The sequence below is a fragment of the Tsukamurella hominis genome (genome assembly GCF_965137015.1).
GTDB lineage: Bacteria > Actinomycetota > Actinomycetes > Mycobacteriales > Mycobacteriaceae > Tsukamurella > Tsukamurella hominis.
In genome coordinates, this window is record NZ_CBCRZG010000003.1 from 40,868 (window position 1) to 57,417 (window position 16,550).

21 protein-coding genes and 4 tRNA genes are annotated in these 16,550 nt (G+C 69.7%); 11 read left to right on the forward strand and 14 right to left on the reverse strand.

Features of this window, described 5'->3' with window-relative positions:
- Positions 1–48: 48 nt before the first annotated feature.
- From ACM9LD_RS04885 to ACM9LD_RS04905, 5 genes are all read right to left on the reverse strand, one after another.
- Complete coding sequence (locus ACM9LD_RS04885; protein WP_415675643.1) at positions 49–534, reverse strand: DUF6264 family protein; 486 nt, start codon at positions 532–534, stop codon at positions 49–51.
- Between the two features lie 78 nt (positions 535–612).
- Positions 613–686 (reverse strand) — tRNA-Phe (locus tag ACM9LD_RS04890).
- Positions 687–728: 42 nt separating this feature from the next.
- A tRNA-Asp gene (locus ACM9LD_RS04895) sits at positions 729–805 on the reverse strand.
- Between the two features lie 25 nt (positions 806–830).
- Positions 831–903: transfer RNA gene (locus ACM9LD_RS04900), tRNA-Glu, on the reverse strand.
- A gap of 167 nt (positions 904–1,070) precedes the next feature.
- Entirely contained in the window at positions 1,071–1,922 is an 852-nt protein-coding gene (locus ACM9LD_RS04905) for a sigma-70 family RNA polymerase sigma factor (RefSeq protein ID WP_415675644.1), read from the reverse strand.
- Positions 1,923–2,000: 78 nt separating this feature from the next.
- On the opposite strand from ACM9LD_RS04905, the gene ACM9LD_RS04910 reads away from it, so the two are divergent.
- Genes ACM9LD_RS04910 through ACM9LD_RS04920 form a run of 3 tightly spaced genes read left to right on the forward strand, consistent with a single transcriptional unit; the run spans position 2,001 to position 3,239 of the window.
- Positions 2,001–2,381 (forward strand): DoxX family protein, encoded by a 381-nt coding sequence (locus ACM9LD_RS04910; RefSeq protein WP_415675645.1) that lies wholly within the window; start codon positions 2,001–2,003, stop codon positions 2,379–2,381.
- A 40-nt stretch (positions 2,382–2,421) separates the two neighbouring features.
- Entirely contained in the window at positions 2,422–2,748 is a 327-nt protein-coding gene (locus ACM9LD_RS04915) for an ArsR/SmtB family transcription factor (RefSeq protein ID WP_415675646.1), read from the forward strand.
- Positions 2,745–3,239: an SRPBCC family protein gene (locus tag ACM9LD_RS04920; protein WP_415675647.1), complete on the forward strand. Its 495-nt coding sequence runs from the start codon at positions 2,745–2,747 to the stop codon at positions 3,237–3,239. The genes ACM9LD_RS04915 and ACM9LD_RS04920 overlap by 4 nt, the downstream gene beginning before the upstream one ends.
- 56 nt (positions 3,240–3,295) lie before the next feature.
- On the opposite strand, the gene ACM9LD_RS04925 is transcribed toward ACM9LD_RS04920, so the two are convergent.
- From ACM9LD_RS04925 to ACM9LD_RS04940, 4 genes are all read right to left on the reverse strand, one after another.
- A complete protein-coding gene (locus ACM9LD_RS04925; protein ID WP_415675648.1) occupies positions 3,296–3,865 on the reverse strand; it encodes a YdeI/OmpD-associated family protein in 570 nt (189 codons plus the stop codon).
- 7 nt (positions 3,866–3,872) lie between these two features.
- On the reverse strand, positions 3,873–4,136 hold the full coding sequence (locus ACM9LD_RS04930; protein WP_415675649.1) for a hypothetical protein: 264 nt from the start codon (positions 4,134–4,136) through the stop codon (positions 3,873–3,875).
- Positions 4,129–4,443, reverse strand: a complete 315-nt coding sequence (locus ACM9LD_RS04935) for a FitA-like ribbon-helix-helix domain-containing protein (RefSeq protein ID WP_415675650.1) — start codon at positions 4,441–4,443, stop codon at positions 4,129–4,131. The genes ACM9LD_RS04930 and ACM9LD_RS04935 overlap by 8 nt, the downstream gene beginning before the upstream one ends.
- Before the next feature lie 205 nt (positions 4,444–4,648).
- Positions 4,649–4,721, reverse strand: a tRNA-Lys gene (locus ACM9LD_RS04940).
- A 545-nt stretch (positions 4,722–5,266) separates the two neighbouring features.
- Here ACM9LD_RS04940 and ACM9LD_RS04945 point away from each other — a divergent pair.
- On the forward strand, positions 5,267–5,488 hold the full coding sequence (locus tag ACM9LD_RS04945; RefSeq protein WP_415675953.1) for an HNH endonuclease: 222 nt from the start codon (positions 5,267–5,269) through the stop codon (positions 5,486–5,488).
- Here ACM9LD_RS04945 and ACM9LD_RS04950 read toward each other — a convergent pair.
- Positions 5,466–5,885: a VOC family protein gene (locus ACM9LD_RS04950; RefSeq protein ID WP_415675651.1), complete on the reverse strand. Its 420-nt coding sequence runs from the start codon at positions 5,883–5,885 to the stop codon at positions 5,466–5,468. The two genes, ACM9LD_RS04945 and ACM9LD_RS04950, sit on opposite strands and share 23 nt — an antisense overlap.
- Positions 5,886–5,985: 100 nt before the next feature.
- Here ACM9LD_RS04950 and ACM9LD_RS04955 point away from each other — a divergent pair, with 100 nt between their 5' ends.
- The gene (locus tag ACM9LD_RS04955) at positions 5,986–7,212 is read left to right on the forward strand and encodes a glycosyltransferase (protein ID WP_415675652.1); all 1,227 of its coding nucleotides are present in this window, start codon (positions 5,986–5,988) and stop codon (positions 7,210–7,212) included.
- On the opposite strand, the gene ACM9LD_RS04960 is transcribed toward ACM9LD_RS04955, so the two are convergent.
- The 4 genes from ACM9LD_RS04960 to ACM9LD_RS04975 are packed head-to-tail and all read right to left on the reverse strand — an operon-like array spanning position 7,126 to position 11,359.
- On the reverse strand, positions 7,126–8,196 hold the full coding sequence (locus ACM9LD_RS04960; RefSeq protein WP_415675653.1) for an ABC transporter ATP-binding protein: 1,071 nt from the start codon (positions 8,194–8,196) through the stop codon (positions 7,126–7,128). The genes ACM9LD_RS04955 and ACM9LD_RS04960 overlap by 87 nt on opposite strands.
- A gap of 45 nt (positions 8,197–8,241) precedes the next feature.
- On the reverse strand, positions 8,242–9,558 hold the full coding sequence (locus tag ACM9LD_RS04965; RefSeq protein WP_415675654.1) for an ABC transporter substrate-binding protein: 1,317 nt from the start codon (positions 9,556–9,558) through the stop codon (positions 8,242–8,244).
- A gap of 38 nt (positions 9,559–9,596) precedes the next feature.
- Entirely contained in the window at positions 9,597–10,376 is a 780-nt protein-coding gene (locus tag ACM9LD_RS04970) for a carbohydrate ABC transporter permease (protein WP_415675954.1), read from the reverse strand.
- A 50-nt stretch (positions 10,377–10,426) separates the two neighbouring features.
- On the reverse strand, positions 10,427–11,359 hold the full coding sequence (locus ACM9LD_RS04975) for a carbohydrate ABC transporter permease (protein ID WP_415675655.1): 933 nt from the start codon (positions 11,357–11,359) through the stop codon (positions 10,427–10,429).
- Between the two features lie 192 nt (positions 11,360–11,551).
- On the opposite strand from ACM9LD_RS04975, the gene ACM9LD_RS04980 reads away from it, so the two are divergent.
- The 6 genes from ACM9LD_RS04980 to ACM9LD_RS05005 all read left to right on the forward strand — a co-directional run bounded on the left by ACM9LD_RS04980 (position 11,552) and on the right by ACM9LD_RS05005 (position 16,539).
- A complete protein-coding gene (locus tag ACM9LD_RS04980) occupies positions 11,552–11,833 on the forward strand; it encodes a hypothetical protein (RefSeq protein WP_415675656.1) in 282 nt (93 codons plus the stop codon).
- Positions 11,830–12,783, forward strand: coding sequence for an ABC transporter ATP-binding protein (locus ACM9LD_RS04985; RefSeq protein ID WP_415675657.1), 954 nt, complete (start codon positions 11,830–11,832; stop codon positions 12,781–12,783). The genes ACM9LD_RS04980 and ACM9LD_RS04985 overlap by 4 nt, the downstream gene beginning before the upstream one ends.
- Positions 12,780–13,610 carry an ABC transporter permease gene (locus tag ACM9LD_RS04990; RefSeq protein WP_415675658.1) on the forward strand — a complete coding sequence of 277 codons (831 nt, stop codon included), beginning with the start codon at positions 12,780–12,782 and terminating at the stop codon, positions 13,608–13,610. The genes ACM9LD_RS04985 and ACM9LD_RS04990 overlap by 4 nt, the downstream gene beginning before the upstream one ends.
- Positions 13,607–14,761 carry a sensor histidine kinase gene (locus ACM9LD_RS04995; protein WP_415675659.1) on the forward strand — a complete coding sequence of 385 codons (1,155 nt, stop codon included), beginning with the start codon at positions 13,607–13,609 and terminating at the stop codon, positions 14,759–14,761. Before ACM9LD_RS04990 ends, ACM9LD_RS04995 begins: the two co-directional genes overlap by 4 nt.
- Positions 14,758–15,396: a response regulator gene (locus tag ACM9LD_RS05000; protein ID WP_415675660.1), complete on the forward strand. Its 639-nt coding sequence runs from the start codon at positions 14,758–14,760 to the stop codon at positions 15,394–15,396. The genes ACM9LD_RS04995 and ACM9LD_RS05000 overlap by 4 nt, the downstream gene beginning before the upstream one ends.
- Positions 15,397–15,552: 156 nt before the next feature.
- A complete protein-coding gene (locus ACM9LD_RS05005; RefSeq protein ID WP_415675661.1) occupies positions 15,553–16,539 on the forward strand; it encodes an acyl-ACP desaturase in 987 nt (328 codons plus the stop codon).
- The last annotated feature ends 11 nt before the right edge of the window (positions 16,540–16,550 follow it).

Sequence of the window (16,550 nt, forward strand, 5' to 3'; positions counted from 1 at the left end):
CGCGACGGCGACAACCCACGTACCCCGACGGGGCGGGAGCCGGGACGCCTACGCCGCGGTCACTCCGCTGAGCTGGCTCATGGCGGCGAGCAACAGCCCCACCTGGACGGCGCCGCCGACGAGCGGCAGCCAGAACGCGGGCCGTCGCCGCACCACGAGGATCACGGCCACGACGAGGGCCACCACGTACACGACGACCCCGCCGATGTCGTTCAGCACGTACGCGGTGCCGAGCTTGTCGTAGTCGCAGTCGTTCGCGCCACACGAGTCCGTCGCCATCACCCAGAAGATGCTGAAGTAGAGGAGCCCGAGGACCCCGACCGCGTACACGACGAACAGGGCGATCGTCGCCACCAGGTCGACGATGCGCCACGCCGGCCAGTGCGTCGGTGGGGCCGGCATCGGGGCGGGATACGGCGAGCGGCAAGTGGACTGATCCATACATCGATCATGGCCATCCTGCGCGCACCGCGAATCGGTAGCAGTGCGCGTCCCGACATAGGTGGAAGTACTCACCGCGCCCCGCGGTCCCACGACGAAGTGCCCGGCCCCGATGACTGCCCGAATCCTCCGGGCACAAGAAAACCCCCTGCGAACAGGGGGTTTTGCTTGTGGCCAGAGCCGGGATCGAACCGGCGACCTACCGCTTTTCAGGCGGTCGCTCGTACCAACTGAGCTACCTGGCCGTGCCGGTAAAACCGTCACCGCCGAGTTCTTCCGAACTCGGATGGCGACCCTGACGGGACTCGAACCCGCGACCTCCGCCGTGACAGGGCGGCGCGCTAACCAACTGCGCCACAGGGCCATATGTAATTTTTCGTCTTGCGACGTACCCCCTACGGGATTCGAACCCGCGCTACCGCCTTGAAAGGGCGGCGTCCTAGGCCACTAAACGAAGGGGGCTCGCTTCGGGCGACTTGAAGCCGCTCTCCGCACCGCTTCCGTGTTCCGTTGGGAGCTGGGATAGCTTATGGCACATTCCACCCAGTTCCCAAATCGGCTGGTCAGGGGCCAGAAATCGACAGCCTCGGGCCGCGGCGATGAACAGCGGCTGAACAGCCCCGAAGCGATCACCGCGCGGGCAGGTCCATCCGCGCCAGCCGCGCCGGGTCGATGAGGGAGACCACGTCGACGATCCGGCCGCCGACCACGGTGCACGCCATGAGCCCGACCGGCTTCCCCGTGGGCCCCCAGACCAGGATCCCGGGCGACCCGTTCACGTTGACCCGGCGTGCCTCGATCCGGCTCGGGTCGCCCCGTCGAACCGCCTCGAGCACCGCGTTCGCGCCGATGGTGACCACCTCGCCGCGGGGCGTCCGGCGGGTCCAGGTGAGGTCGGGATCCAGCACCTGAAGCAGGGCCTCGAAGTCGCCGCCGCGCGCGGCGGCGAGGAAGGCGTCCACGACCGCGCGTTGCTCGCGGCGCTCGGCGATCGGCCGCGGGCCACCCTGCACCCGGCGCCGCGCCCTGCTCGCCGCCATCTTCGCGGCGTCGGGCGAACGGCCGACGATGGCGCCGACCTCGGCGAACGGCACCGCGAACAGGTCGTGCAGGACGAAGGCCAGGCGCTCGTCCGGTTTCAGCGAGTCGAGCACCACCATCAGCGCGAGCCCGACGGCGTCCGCGGCGACGGCGACGTCCTCCGGCCCCTCGTCGGCGGTGACGATGGGGTCGGCGTCGTCGAAGTCCGTCTCGGGATGCGCCGTACGGGCGCGCAGGACGTCGATGCAGATCCGTCCGACCACGCGGGTGAGCCAGCCGCCCGGGTTCTCGATCGGCGGACCGTCGTACCGATCCAGCCGCAGCCACGCCTCCTGGACCGCGTCCTCGGCGTCCGCGCGGGACCCGAGGGCGCGGGTGGCGACCGCGATCAGTCGCGGCCTGTGCTGCTCGAACTGCGCCGTACGTGTCGTGCGGTCCATCGTCGTTACCTTTCCATGCGGTGATCCGTCAGACCTGTGACGAGCCCGAACGGGCGAAGGTAACGAGAGGACACCGCCATGAACATCGCACTGTGGATCACCACCGCCGTCCTGGCCCTCGGCTTCACCGCCGGCGGCCTGGCCCTGCTCGCGCTCCCCCGCGATCGCTACCGGGCCCTCGGCGCGAACCAGCACTGGGTCGACGACTTCGGCGACGCCCACCTGAAGGCGATCGGGGCGATCAAGGTGACGGGCGGGCTGGGGCTGATCCTGCCCGCCGTCACCGGAGTGGCGACGGTGCTCTCGCCACTCGCCGCGTGCGGGCTCGCCCTGTTCATGTCGGGCGCCGCGACGACGCGGTTCCGCCGCAACGAGTGGGGGTACATGGCCGGCGACATCGTGTTCATCGCCGCCCTCGCGTTCGTGGCGTGGGGCCGGTTCGCGCTCGCGCCGTACTGACCCGTTGACCACCCAACGCGTAAGTAGTAACTTACGTATTGTGCCCGTCGCAGCCGACCCCTGGTCCGCCCTCGCCGATCCCACCCGGCGAACGGTCTTCGCGCGGGTGGCGGCGGGCCCCAGCTCGGTCACCGAGATCGCGCGGGACCTGCCGGTCAGCCGGCCCGCCGTGTCGCAGCATCTCCGCGTCCTCCTCGACGCGCACCTCGTCGACGTGCGCAAGCAGGGGCGTGAGCGCCTCTACCGACCCCGGCCCGACGGGCTGGCCGCGATGCGCCGCGAGCTCGAGGGCTACTGGACGCAGACGCTGACCACGTTCAAGCAGCTGGCCGAACAGGCCTACGCCGAAAAAGGGAATCCGTCATGAGTGCCGCATCGTCCGCCCCCACCGCACTGCAGGTCGACATCACCGTCGACGCGCCGGTCGACTTCGCGTATCGCGTCTTCACCGAGCGCTTCGACGAGATCAAGCCGCGCGATCACAACCTGCTCGCCGTGCCGATCGAGAGGACCGTGCTCGAACCGCACGTCGGCGGCACGATCTACGACGTGGGGACGGACGGGACCATCTGCACCTGGGCGCGCGTACTCGCGTGCGATCCGCCGAACTCGCTGACGATCAGCTGGGACATCAGTCCGCACTGGCGGATCGAGACCGATCCCACGCGGACCAGCGAGGTCGAGATCCGCTTCATCGCCGAGACTCCGGAGCGGACCCGGGTCGAGATCGAGCACCGTCACCTCGACCGGCACGGCGAGGGCTGGGAGCAGGCGTCCGCCGGGATCGGTGGCACCAACGGCTGGCCGCTGTACCTGGACCGCTTCCGCGCGGTCGCCGAGGGCAAGTCCGCGAAGTAGTCGCCCCTACCTCAGGAAGTCGACTTCTCGGGGCGCGGACGTGCGCCTGAGCACGTCTACGTGTCCTGGACTCGAATTCCTGAGGCATTCAGGTCGGCGACGGCCCGCGAGACGAGCTCGGCGCGCCGCTGCGGAGTGCGGGCCTTGAGCAGCGTCAGGATCACGGCGTAGCGATCGGACCGGCTCAGCGCCTCGAACGCCGCAGCGGCGGCGGGGTTCTCGGCCAGCGCCGCCTTGAGATCGGGTGGCGTCTCGGCGGTGCGCTGGGACTCGTACGCGGCGTCCCAACGCCCGTCCGCCTGCGCGGCGTCGCGCTGCGCGAAGCCCGAGGGCCGCACCCGCCCCGCGGCGGCGAGCGCCTCGAACTTCTCCACATTGATCCGCGACCAGGAGCTGGTGCGGCGGCGCGGCGAGTAGCGCTGCAGGAAGGAATCCGCGTCGTTCGACCTGCGCTGCCCGTCGATCCACCCGAAGCAGAGCGCCCCGTCGAGAGCTTCCTCGATCGTCAGCCCCGGGACGGCGGAGCCTCGTCGCGCGATCCGCAGCCACGCCTCAACGGCGTCCGCATGATGCCGATCGAGCCAGGACTCCCACTCGTCGACGGTGGCGAATTCGAGTACGTCCATCCGTGAGTCAGTCGATCGCCCGCACGACGTGGATGGTCACGATCTCGGCACGCTCGGAGTCTTCGTGCACCGTGTACCAGAGTTCGACGCCATCTCCGGGCAACTCGAGCTCGAAGGCGCCGGGCAGATCAGGCACTGCAACGGCCAGACCTGGCATGGGTTCATCGAGTAGGTGCAATACCGCCAGTTGGATCGCCCGGCGGTAGGGCTGTGGCATGGCAGCGATCTGATCCCAGGTGTTTCCGGCGAACTCGACTCGCCGATCAGGCATCGATCCCCCAGGCCTCTGCCAGTTGGTCGCGGCGGAAGGTCTTGACCGGCCCCCCTTCGGCGATGCTCTCCGCGAGTTGCCGGCGACCTTCCAGCTTGCGCAGTCGGCGAACCTCGGCCTGGAGGGCGTCGTAGCTGCCCCTGGAGATCACGACCGCCCCGGTCGCGTCGGGAGCTTCATGGTCACCGGCGATTCGGTCGAGGTGGCGTTTCAGATAGGCCGTCAACGACACGCCCTCAGCCGACGCGCTAGCCCGCAGCGCCTCGTAGGTCCGCTCGTCGACATCCCGGATCTGGATGACCTTCATGCACCCAACCTAGCATCGCAGCATGCACGACTGCATGCACTTGTTGGACGAGGTCGCACCCGGCGGCCGCACTCGGCCCGCAGCCGCGAGCGTCTCTCGTCTCCCGGCGAACTCCAGCACGCCCACATCTCGCTGAATCTCAGCGACGTCGGGCCGGCCGAAGAAACCTGTCAGTGGTGACCGCGAGAATGAGGATAAGTGCGAGTGCCCCCCGTGGGACTCGAACCCACAACCAGCCGATTAAAAGTCGGATGCTCTGCCAATTGAGCTAGGGGGGCGCGATGCGAGAGTACCAGCGCCCCGGGAACACCGAGAGTACGAGGGCATCGTGGATAGCACTCAGGTATGCGTCGACTGTAAGCGCGAGCTACGCCTGTCCGACTTCTATCGACGCAAGGGTCGCGCCAGGCCGTATCGATTCTGCCGACAATGCCAATCGGCGCGCAGCCGGGCGTACCGCCAAATCAAACCTGATGTAGGCGCTGCGGAACGCGCACGCCGAGCACGGGCGAGGGACCCCGAGCGATTCGCTGAGAAGGATCGCGTTCGTGCGCAGTCCGACCGGTTCAAGGAGAAGCGTCGCCGTCGGGCGGCCGCGCAGTCCGCGTACTACAAGGACTGGTACGCGGACAATCGAGAACGCGTGCTCGCGTTGCATCGGGCGTATCGCGACGATCCGTCCATACGTGCGACCCTCGATGCCCGCAAACGCGCGTGGTACGCAGCCCATCCTGAAAACCGGCGGCGCGAACGCCACCGGCGGGCGGCGCGCCTGAAGAACGCAACAGCGGTGCCGTTCACGAGTGACCTACTCAGTGCGCGCATGTCCTTGTGGTCGGGATGCTGGGTCTGCGGCAAGCCCTTCACCACGAATCGGGTCCTCACCGTCGATCATGTGAAGCCACTGTCGAAGGGCGGGCCGGACATGCTTGCGAACCTCCGACCCGCCTGCAAGTCCTGCAACTCCCGAAAGGGAAACCGATGGCCGTTCCCCCACGGGGCTGCAGGACTTCGTCGACAGGTCAGCTCGGCGCCGCGGCGTTGACCATCCAGTGCACGCCGAAGCCGTCGATGCACATGCCGAAGGTGTCACCCCACGGTGCCTGCACGAACGGGACGGTGACGGAGCCGCTGGCCGACAGCTTCTCCCACCACCCGGTGAGCTTCGCGAGGTCGTCGCCCGACAGGGAGACGGACACGTCGTCACCGACGTTCCGCGGCATCCCGGTCGGCGTATCGGCGCACATGAGGGTGAAGCCGTCCGCCGTGGTGAGCTGGCCGTGCATCACCTTGGTGGCGTCGGACGGATCGTGGAGCATCTCGGGCGGCATGCCCTCGAAGGTGGAGATCTCGAGCTCGCCACCGAAGACGTCCCGGTAGAACTCGAGCGCCTCACGGGCGTTGTCGGAGAAGCTGATGTAGGGGTTCAGGCGTACGGTCATGCCCCTGATTCTGCTCCCGTGGACCGACAAGTTCATACAGTTCGTCCAGCGGATTCCGCCCGTTCACCCCCGCGACCGCCCCCGCGGGCAGCCTGGCGGGATGCAGCCGATGCACATCGTCCAGTTGGCGAACTTCTACGGGCCCCGCTCCGGCGGCCTGCGCACGGCCGTGGACCAACTGGGCGCGGGCTACGTCGACCGCGGACACGCCGTCACACTGGTGGTCGCGGGCCGCGGGCACGACGACGAGGTCCTCGACTCCGGCGTCCGCCGCATCACCGTCCCGGGCCGCAAGTTCTTCAAGGTGGAGGGCTACCGGGCCGCCAGCCCGGTCCTCATCCGCCGGCTCCTCCCCCGCCTCGGCGCCGACAGCCTCGAGGTCTCCGACCGTCTCACGCTGCGCGGCATGGGCCCGTGGGCGAAGGCGCACGGCATCGGCTCGATCATGATCAGCCACGAGCGCCTGGACCGGATGATCGAACTGGGGGCACCGTCGGGCGTCGCGACCTGGGCCGCCGACGTCGCCAACCTCGGCACGGCCCGCAGCTACGACTCGGTCGTCTGCACCACCGCCTTCGCCGGCGAGGAGTTCGCCCGCGTGCAGGCGCCCAACGTCGAGACCGTGCCGCTCGGCGTCGACCTCGCGACCTTCCGCCCGGACCGCGCCACACCGCAGGCCCGGGCGCGCTGGGCGGACGGTGCGGACGTCCTCCTCGTACAGTCCTGCCGGCTGTCGATGGAGAAGCACCCGGCGCGCGGGATCGAGGTGGTGCGGGCCCTCGTGGCCGACGGTGTCCGTGCCCGCCTGGTGATCGCGGGCGACGGTGCGATGGCCGACGAGCTGCGGCGGCAGGCCCGCGGTCTGCCGGTCGCGTTCACCGGGCACCTCGCGGACCGCGACGCCCTCGCCGACCTGCTCGCGGCGGCGGACGTCGCGATCTGCCCCGGCCCGCACGAGACTTTCGGGCTCAGCGCGATGGAGGCACTGGCCTCCGGCACGCCGATCGTGGTGTCCCGCAACAGCGCCCTGGCCGACGTGACCCGCGACGGGTGCGGACTTCCGGCGGCCGACACGGGGGCCGCGTTCGCCGCGGCGGCGCGGGCGGTGCTGGAGCGCGACGAGTACCGCACGGCCGCGCGGGCCTGTGCCGAGCAGTACACCTGGGACCGCGCCGTGGACGCGATGCTGGACCTGCACCGGGCGACGGCGCAGCGGCGGATGTTCCTGCGCGGCGGGCGGTCAGCGCAGCCGGTCGCCCGTTTCCGCGTGGAAGAACAGCGCCTGCTCCGCCGCCGGGACGAGGCCGGTCTCCTCGCCGGCTCGTAACGTCGAGGCGCGGTCGGCGCGCGCCACGACGGGCTTGTCCTGACCGTCCACGGTGACGTAAACAAGCGCCTCCGCGCCCAGCTCCTCGACCAGCGCGACGGTGCCCTTCGCCGCGCCGGGCGTGCCCGCCGCGACCACGTCGAAGGCCTCGGGCCGCAGGCCGACGGTCACCGTCCCACCGGATTCGACGGTGCGCGGCACGGGCACGGTCGCGCCGCCGAGGTCGGCGCCGGCGTCGGTGCGGGGGACGGTGAGCAGGTTCATGCCGGGCGAGCCGAGGAAGCCCGCGACGAAGGTGTTGACCGGGTCGTCGTACAGCTCGCGGGGCGGCGCGGCCTGCTGCAGCAGGCCGTCCTTGAGCACCGCGACGCGGTCGCCCATGGTCATGGCCTCGACCTGGTCGTGCGTCACGTAGAGCGTGGTGACGCCGAGTCGCCGCTGCAGCGCGGAGATCTGCGATCGGGTCGAGACCCGCAGCCGCGCATCGAGGTTCGACAGCGGCTCGTCCATCGCGAAGACCTTGGGGTGGCGCACGATGGCGCGCCCCATGGCGACACGCTGGCGCTGCCCGCCCGAGAGCCGCGCGGGCTTGCGGTCGAGCAGCGGCTCCAGTTCGAGCATCGCGGCGGCCTCGGCCACCTGCTTCGCCGTGTCCTCCTTGGAGACGCCGGCGTTGCGCAGCGCGAAGCCCATGTTCTGCGCCACCGTCATGTTCGGGTAGAGCGCGTAGTTCTGGAAGACCATGGCCACGTCGCGCTTCTTCGGCGAGACCGCCGTGACGTCGACGTCATCGATGAGGATCCGCCCCTCGGTGACCGCCTCGAGCCCGGCCAGCGCCCGCAGGCTGGTGGACTTGCCGCAGCCCGACGGGCCGACCAGCACGACGAACTCGCCGTCGGCGATGTCCAGGTCGAGCGAGCTGACCGAGGGCCGCTCGGCGCCCGGGTACTGGACGGACGCACCGTCGAAACGCACCGTTGCCATGGTCTTCCTTGACTCCTAGTTCCTACGAAAGCGCGCTTGCCGGAATTACTTCGGCAGCTTGGGCTTGATCTGCGAGTCGATCTTGCCCTGGATGGTCTTCTGCAGCGCCCCGAGCACGGCCGCGGTGTCGCCACCCGTCGCGATCTGCTGCAGCGCCCGGCCGATGTCCTCGCCGCCGCCCGGCACGAAGACGCGGGCGTTGTCCTGGCTGCGGGTCAGCGGGAGCTGCTTGACGGCGGTGCCGAAGTTCGGGTTCTTCTCGATGAAGGCCTTCATCGAGGGCTCGTCGACCGCGGCCTTGCGCACCGGCATGTAGCCGGTGGCCTGCGAGAACTTCGACGTGTTCGCCGTGTTGGTGAGGAACTCGATGAACTTCACCGCCGCGGCCTTGCGCTCGGCCGAGATGCCCTCGGCCACCGCGACGCCCGCGCCGCCGGTGGGGCACGACTTGCCGGCGGGGCCGGGCAGGAAGGCGGTGCCGAGGTCGAACTTGGCGGTGGTGGTGATCGTCTTGAGGGAGCCGGTGGACTGCAGGGTGACCGCGGCCAGGCCCGCACCGAAGTCGTTCTCGGGGGTGGTGGCCAGGCGGCCCCACTTGCCGATGACGTCCTTGAGCTGGTTGGCCGCGGCGATCGACTCCGGGGTGGTGAACTTCAGGTCCCAACCGTCGGAGTAGGCGCCGCCCTTGGACCAGTTCCAGCCCTCGAAGACCCAGTCGATGTAGTTCTCGCCGTCGGCGATCACGATGGCCTTCTTGTCGCCGCCGATGGCCTCCTGGATGCGGGGCGCCCACTGCGCGAACTCGTCCCAGTCCTTGGGGCCGCGGTCCTCAAGGCCGGCCTTCTTCCAGACGTCCTTGTTGTAGTAGAACAGCGGCGTCGAGCGGGCGAAGGGCACCGCGTAGTGCTTGCCCTCGAACTTCGTGTCGGCGAGCAGGGAGTCGACGTAGTCCTCGGGCTTGAGGCCGGCGGCGCCGAAGAGGTCGTCGAGGGGCGCGATCTGCTTGTTCAGCGCGAAGTTGAACCAGGTGACGTCGGAGACGACGATGATGTCGGCCTTGTCGCCGCCGGACAGCGAGGTCTGGAACTTCTGGGCGACCTGCTCGTAGTTCTTGCCGCCGTCGAGCAGCTCCACCTTGATGCCGGGGTTGGCCTTCTGGAACTCCTCGATCAACGCCTGCTCGGTGGCCTTCGAGCTGCCGGGGTGGTTGCTGAGGAAGCGCAGCGTGATGTCGCCGCCGCCCCCACCGCTGCCCGAGTTCGACGAGCCGCCGCCCGAACCCGAGCCCGCGCACGCCGCCGCCACCGCCGCGGTCGCCGCGAGGCCGGTGACGAGGAATCCGCGCCGTGTGAAGTCGCCCATGAGTTTCTCCCTTGGTGTTTCTTCTGTGGTGGTCCCGGTCAGCCCTTGACGGCGCCGGAGGTCAGGCCCTTGATCATCTGCCGCTGCAGGATCAGGAAGACGATGAGCATCGGCAGGGCGGTGAGCAGGGTGGCCGCCATGACGGGCCCCCAGTTCACCCCCTGCTCGGTGTTCTGGAGCAGGGTGAGGCCGACGGGCAGCGGCGCGACGGCGGCGTTGTCCGACATGAGGAACGGCCAGAGGTACTCGTTCCACTCGTTCACCAGCGTGATGACCGCGAAGGCCACCATCGTGGGGATGGAGATCGGCAGGATCACCCGGAACAGCAGCCGCAGGTGGCCGGCCCCGTCCATGCGCGCCGCCTCCACGATCTCCTTGGGCAGCGAGAGGAAGTGGTTGCGCATGAGGAAGGTGCCGAAGGCGACGCCCGCGAGCGGCAGGATGATGCCGACGAAGGTGTTGCGGTAGTCCGCCATGAGCGCGTAGTTCGAGATGACGGTGATCTGGTTGGGCACCATGAGCGCCGCGATCACGACGAGGAACAGCAGCTTCTTGAACGGGAAGCGCAGGAAGACCAGCGCGTAGGCGGTGCTCACGCCGAGGACGAACTTGATGGTCCCGGTGACGAGGGTGATGATCGCCGAGTTCCGCAGGTACTGCCAGTACGGGATCTCCTGCGTCACGTAGCTGTAGTTCTCGGGGTACCAGGTCGGGGGCCACCACGTCGCGGGCGAGACGAAGATGTCCGGCCGGTCCTTGAACGAGGTGATCACGATGAAGTAGACCGGCACCGCCACGAGGAGCAGCGTGGCCGCCATGCCGAGGTAGCCGAGCGCCTTCATTCCGGTGGTGCGCGTGGGCGATCCGCTCACTTGTCGTCCCCCCGATCCATCATCCGCACCTGCACCACGGTCACGATGAGCAGCACGAGGAACATGATCGTCGCGATGGTCGCGCCGTAGCCGGCGCGTTGGTTGCGGAAGGTCTGCCAGTAGATGTCGAAGACCATCGTCGTGGTACCGCCCTGCGGGCCGCCCGCGGGGAACATGATGTTGATGATGTCGAAGACCTGAAGGCTGTTGAGCAGGACGGTGATCGACAGGAAGTACGTCGCCGGGCGCAGCTGGGGCAACGTGACGCGCCAGAACTTGCGCCACGCCGGCGTCCCGTCGATCGCGGCGGCCTCGTCGAGGTCCTTGTTCAGGCCCTGCAGCGCGGCGAGGTAGATGACGAAGGTGTAGCCCAGGTTCTTCCAGATGTAGGTGAAAGTCACCAGGAACAGCGCCCAGCCCGGGTCCTGGTAGAAGTCCGGGCTCTCGATGCCGAACCACGCGAGGATCGAGGCGGTCGCGCCGAACTGCGGGTTGAAGACGAAGTAGAAGGCCGCGCCGATCGCCGCGCCCGAGATCACGAAGGGCGCGAACACCGCGGAGCGGACCAGGTTGCGGCCCTTGAGGTTCTGATCCAGCAGCATCGCCAGGGCGAGGCCCAGCACCATGGAGAAGACCACGGCGCTCACGGTGAAGATCAGCGTGATGGTGACGACCTGCCAGCTCTCCGCCTTGCTGAAGAACTCGCGATAGTTGTCGAGACCGATCCACCGCGCCGGGTCCACGCTGGCGAGCGACCAGTCATGGAAGCTCAGGCGGACGTTGTCGATCAGCGGGCGATAGGTGAAGACGGCCAGCAGCACCAGGTTCGGCACGACGAACAACAGGAACAGCAGGTTGTCCTTGAGTACCAGGTTGGCGGCCAGCCCCGTCTTGGGTGATGGCTCCACCCGTTCGGTCGTGGCGGTCACTGCCGTAGCGTGCTGCACTTCCCCGTCCGGCGGACGAAAACCGGGAAAAGATTCGGTAACGAATTCATGATCGCACGGGGCTCGTGCAGCCCGACGGCATGACAGATGTCACCGCGAATCGGTGACAACCAGCGGAAAAGCCCTGACAGTGCGCACTACTGGGCGGACCGGATCGCGGCGAAGCTTGATCACATGAACGCCAACGACCTCCACACCGTCCACCGTCCCGACCATCCGCACCCGACTCCGTCCCGAAACGGGCTGCACGACTTCTTCGTCGACGTCTGCCGTCTCGGCCCCGCCCCGACCCGGGCCCGCGAGGGCGCCGTCATCGTCGCGACGGTCGTCCTCATCGCTCTCGTCGTGGTCGTGCTGCAGCCGCCCGTCGTGCTGGCCTCGATCGTGGCCGGCGTCGCCGCACTGCACCTCGCGGTCCGCTGGGTGCTCGGCATGCGGAAGTGGCACCGTCGATGAGCGCGCCCATCCCGGCCCCCGTCATCGAGGCCACCGGCCTGCGCCGCACCTACGGCGCCGGCGCCGACGCCTTCGAGGCCGTGCGCGGCGTCGACCTGCGCGTCGAGGCCGGCGAGGTCTTCGCCCTCCTCGGCACCAACGGCGCCGGCAAGACCTCGACGCTCGACCTGCTGGAGGGCCTCGCCCGGCCCACCGCCGGCGACCTCGCCGTCTTCGGCCTCGACCCGCACGCCGAGCGGCGCAGGGTCCGCCCTCTGACCGGCATCATGCTGCAGTCGGGCGGCCTGCCGGCCGAGCTGACCGTCCGCGAGACCCTCGAGATGTGGCGCGGTACCTGCAGCAACCCCACCACCGCCGACGCCGTGCTCGACCGCGTGAACCTGCGCGAGCGCGCCGACGTCCGGGTGGGCGCCCTGTCGGGCGGCGAGCAGCGGCGCGTCGACCTCGCGTGCGCGCTCATCGGGCAGCCGCGTCTGCTGTTCCTCGACGAGCCGACCACCGGCCTCGACCCCGAGAGCCGCCGCGCCACCTGGAAGCTGCTCGACGAGCTCAAGCGCGACGGCGTCACGATGGTGCTCACCACCCACTACCTCGACGAGGCCGAGGCGCTCGCCGACCGCATCGCGATCATGCACCGCGGCGCGATCGCCCGGCTCGGGACGCTCCGCGAGATCGTCGAGGGCCACCCCGCCGAGATCGGCTTGGACGACCCCGGCGTGCCCCTGCCGTCGCTCGCGGGCGGCTGGTCCGCCGGTGCCGACGGGGCCGGCCGCGTCACCCTGCGCACCTTCCGGCTGCAGGACGACCTGCACGCCCTCCTCGGGTGGGCCGCCGACCGCGGCCTGGCGCTGTCCGGGCTGCAGGCCCGTCATCCCTCCCTCGAGTCCGTCTTCCTCACCATCGCGAGCGACGACGTCGTCGCCGACGATCCGATCGGAGCCCCCGCATGACCGCCACCGCCGCCAGCACACCGGCCGCACCCGCCGTCGGATACGGCCGGCACCCGCTGCGCGCCCTCGCGCACGCCGAGTTCCTCCAGTTCCGGCGCAACAAGACACTGCTCTTCATGGGCACGGTCGTCCCCATCGGAATGCCGCTGCTCCTGTTCTTCCTCGCCCGCGGCGACGCGGCCCCGAAGCCGCTCGGCGTGGCGGTCACGATGGAGATGTTCGCGGTCTTCGCGCTCCTGTTCGTGCAGTACTACTCGGTGCTGTCGATGGTCACCACCCGCCGCTCCGAGGGCGTGCTCAAGCGCCTGCGCACCGGCGAGTCCTCCGACCTGCAGATCCTCGCCGCCCCCGCGGTGCCGGGCATCGCCCTGACCGTGCTCGGCGCGGTGATCGTGGCCGGCGCGGTGTACGGCGCGGGCGGGCCGCTGCCCGTGAACGCCCTGCTCATGGTGTTCGCGCTCGCCGCGGGCCTGGTGATCTTCACGCTGCTCGCGCTGGCCACCAGCGCCATGACCAAGAACGCCGAGGCCGCCCAGATCACGTCGATGCCCGTCATGGTGATCTCGATGGTGGGCATGGCGAACATCCGGCAGATCCTCCCCGACCGGCTCGCCCTGATCGCCGACTGGACGCCCTTCGCCGCGATCTCCGATCTCATCCGGCTGGGGCAGGCGGGCCTCGCGCCCGGCGCGCCCGACGACGCCGCCGCGCTCGGCTTCGCCGCCACCTTCGGCGAGACCGGCCGCCCGCTTGCGACACTGGCGGTATGGACCGTGATCGCAGTCGTTCTGGCCAAGCGGTGGTTCCGCTGGGACGACCGCGGGTGATCCCCGCCCCGCTGCGCCGCGCCGTGGCGTGGTGGCGGGACATGCCGGGTGTGGAGAAGTACCGCCTCTACACCCGGCTCGTCCTGCAGAGCGTGATGGTCGGCGTGGTCACCATGCTCCTCATCAGCGGCACCCGCGCCTGGCCGGCGATCGGCATCGTCATCGCCGGTCTCGCCTCGATCGCGGGCATCGAGGCGCAGCCCGACCTCGCGATCCGCGCGACCGACCGGCAGCGGCGCCTCGCCTGGCGGTTCGCCGTCGCCGGCGTCGTGGGCGCCTGGCTGGCGACCGTGGCCGCCGCCCGGTTCGACGGCGTGGACACGAACGAGGCCGCGGTCACCGCGTCGATGACCTTCTTCATGGCGTGCGCGGGCGTGATCCCGTTCGTGCGGCACCGCTGGTTCGTCCTCGTCGCCGGCGCGGTCCTCAGCCCGCTGCTCACCCGCGGGCCCGACGCCTGGCAGGTCAGCGCCCTTCTGCTGGTGGTGGGGGCCGCCCTGATGTGGACCTCGCGGAGCACCGTCTGGGGCATGCAGATCCTCACCGAGCTCGAGAACGGCAAGCGGCTCGCGGCCGAGCTCGAGGTCGCCGAGGAGCGCCTGCGCTTCTCGCGCGACCTGCACGACGTGGTCGGCCGCGCCTTCTCCGCCATCTCCGTCAAGAGCGAGCTCGCGGCCACTCTCGCCCGGGCCGGCGCCGTCGAGCGCGCCGCCGGCGAGATGGACGAGGTCAAGGCCCTCGCGGTCTCGTCCATGGAGGACGCCCGCGCGCTGGTCCGCGGCTACCGCGCCATCGACCTCGCCACCGAGGTCGCCGGCGCGCGGTCGCTGCTCTCCGCCGCCGGGTGCCACCTCCGCGTCATCGGCGAACCCGACGAGATCCCGCCCGCCCTCCACGAGGCCGCCGCCTGGGTCGTCCGGGAGGGCACCACCAACATCGTCAAGCACTCCACGGCCACGCAGGCCGTCCTCACGCTGCGCCCCTCGGGCCTGGTCCTGCGCAACGACGGTGCCGGCCCCTCGACCGGGGGCGACGGCGCACCGTCGGGCATCGACGGGCTGCGCGGTCGGCTCCGGGCGGTGGGCGCCTGCCTGGACGCCGTGCACGACGGCGACGAGTTCACCCTGACCGCGACGTGGGAGGCGGCATGACCGACACACCGGCGATCGAGGTGGTGATCGCGGACGACGAGCACCTGATCCGCACGGCCGTGGCCGCGCTGCTCGAGCTCGAACCGGACATCACGGTGGCCGCGGAGGCGGCGTCGGGCACCGAGCTGATCGCGCTGTGGGAGCGCCGCGCCGCGGAGGGGAAGGAACCCGCGGTCGCGGTGATCGACCTGCAGATGCCCGGGCCCGACGGCATCGACACCGCCGCCGAGCTGCTGCGCCGCACGCCCGGCGCCGCGACCCTCATCGTCACCAGCCACGGCCGGCCCGGCTACCTCAAGCGCGCCCTCGCGACGGGGATCCGCGGCTTCCTGCCCAAGACGGTGCCCGCTGCAACGTTGGCGCAGGTCATCCGCACCGTCCACGGCGGCGGGCGGTACGTCGACCCGGAGCTCGCGGCCGAGGCGATCAGCGCCGGCGACTCCCCGCTCACGGCCCGCGAGGCCGACGTCCTGGAGTTCGCGGTCGACGGGGCGTCGGTCGACGAGATCGCCCAGCGGGCGCACCTGAGCGCGGGGACGACGCGCAACTACCTCTCGTCCGCGATGGCGAAGCTGGGAACGTCGAACCGGTACGAGGCGGCGGTGCGGGCCCGCGAGCTCGGCTGGATCCTGTGACCCCCGTCTCGGTGTAACGTACCCACGTCCCATGGCGATGCACCTGGTGCGTCCCCTACCCGAAAGGGTCACTTTCCGCTGGGGACGTTGAGTACAACGACCGAAGTGCGTAGACTTTCGGGATAATCTGGAACTGATCCAAACGTCGAAAGAGGAATGATGTCGACCCGCCAACTGACCCAGCTGGAGCTCCTGCAGGAGCTCTCCGGTGTCGCCGAGGACAACGTCAACCGCCATCTCTCGATGACGAAGGACTGGAGCCCCCACGACTACATCCCGTGGTCGGACGGCAAGAACTACGCCGCCCTGGGCGGGTCGGACTACGACCCCGAGGAGAGCCAGCTCGACGAGGTGGCCAAGGCCGCCATGATCACGAACCTCCTCACCGAGGACAACCTCCCGACCTACCACCGGGAGATCGCCGCGAACTTCTCCATGGACGACGCCTGGGGCCACTGGGTCGGCCGCTGGACCTCCGAGGAGAACCGCCACGGCATCGCCATGCGCGACTACCTCGTCGTCACCCGCGGGGTCGACCCGGTGAAGCTCGAGCAGGCCCGCATGATCCACATGACCAACGGCTGGGACCCCCAGGGCAAGGTCGCGCAGCACACCGAGCAGAAGATGACGATGCTGCACTCGGTGGCGTACGTGACCTTCCAGGAGCTCGCCACCCGCGTCAGCCACCGCAACACCGGCAAGGTCTGCCAGGACCCCATCGCCGACAAGATGCTCCAGCGCATCGCGGCGGACGAGAACCTGCACATGATCTTCTACCGCAACATCTCGGCGGCCGGCCTGGACCTGGTCCCCGACCAGGCGATCCGGTCGATCACCGACACCATCAAGCACTTCGAGATGCCCGGCGCCGGCATGCCCGACTTCCGCCGCAACGGCGTCCTCATGGCCAAGCACGGCATCTACGACCTGCGCCAGCACAAGGACGAGGTCGTCATGCCCGTCCTGCGCAAGTGGAAGATCTTCGAGCGCGAGGACTTCGGCCCCGAGGGCGAGCGCACCCGCGAGGAGCTCGCGGCCTTCCTCGACGAGCTCGAGGCCGCGGCCGTGAAGTTCGAGGAGATGCGCGACCGCTCGCTGGCCCGCGAGGCCGCGAAGCGCGAGAAGGCCGGCCTGGCCGTCTAGTACCGACGCAC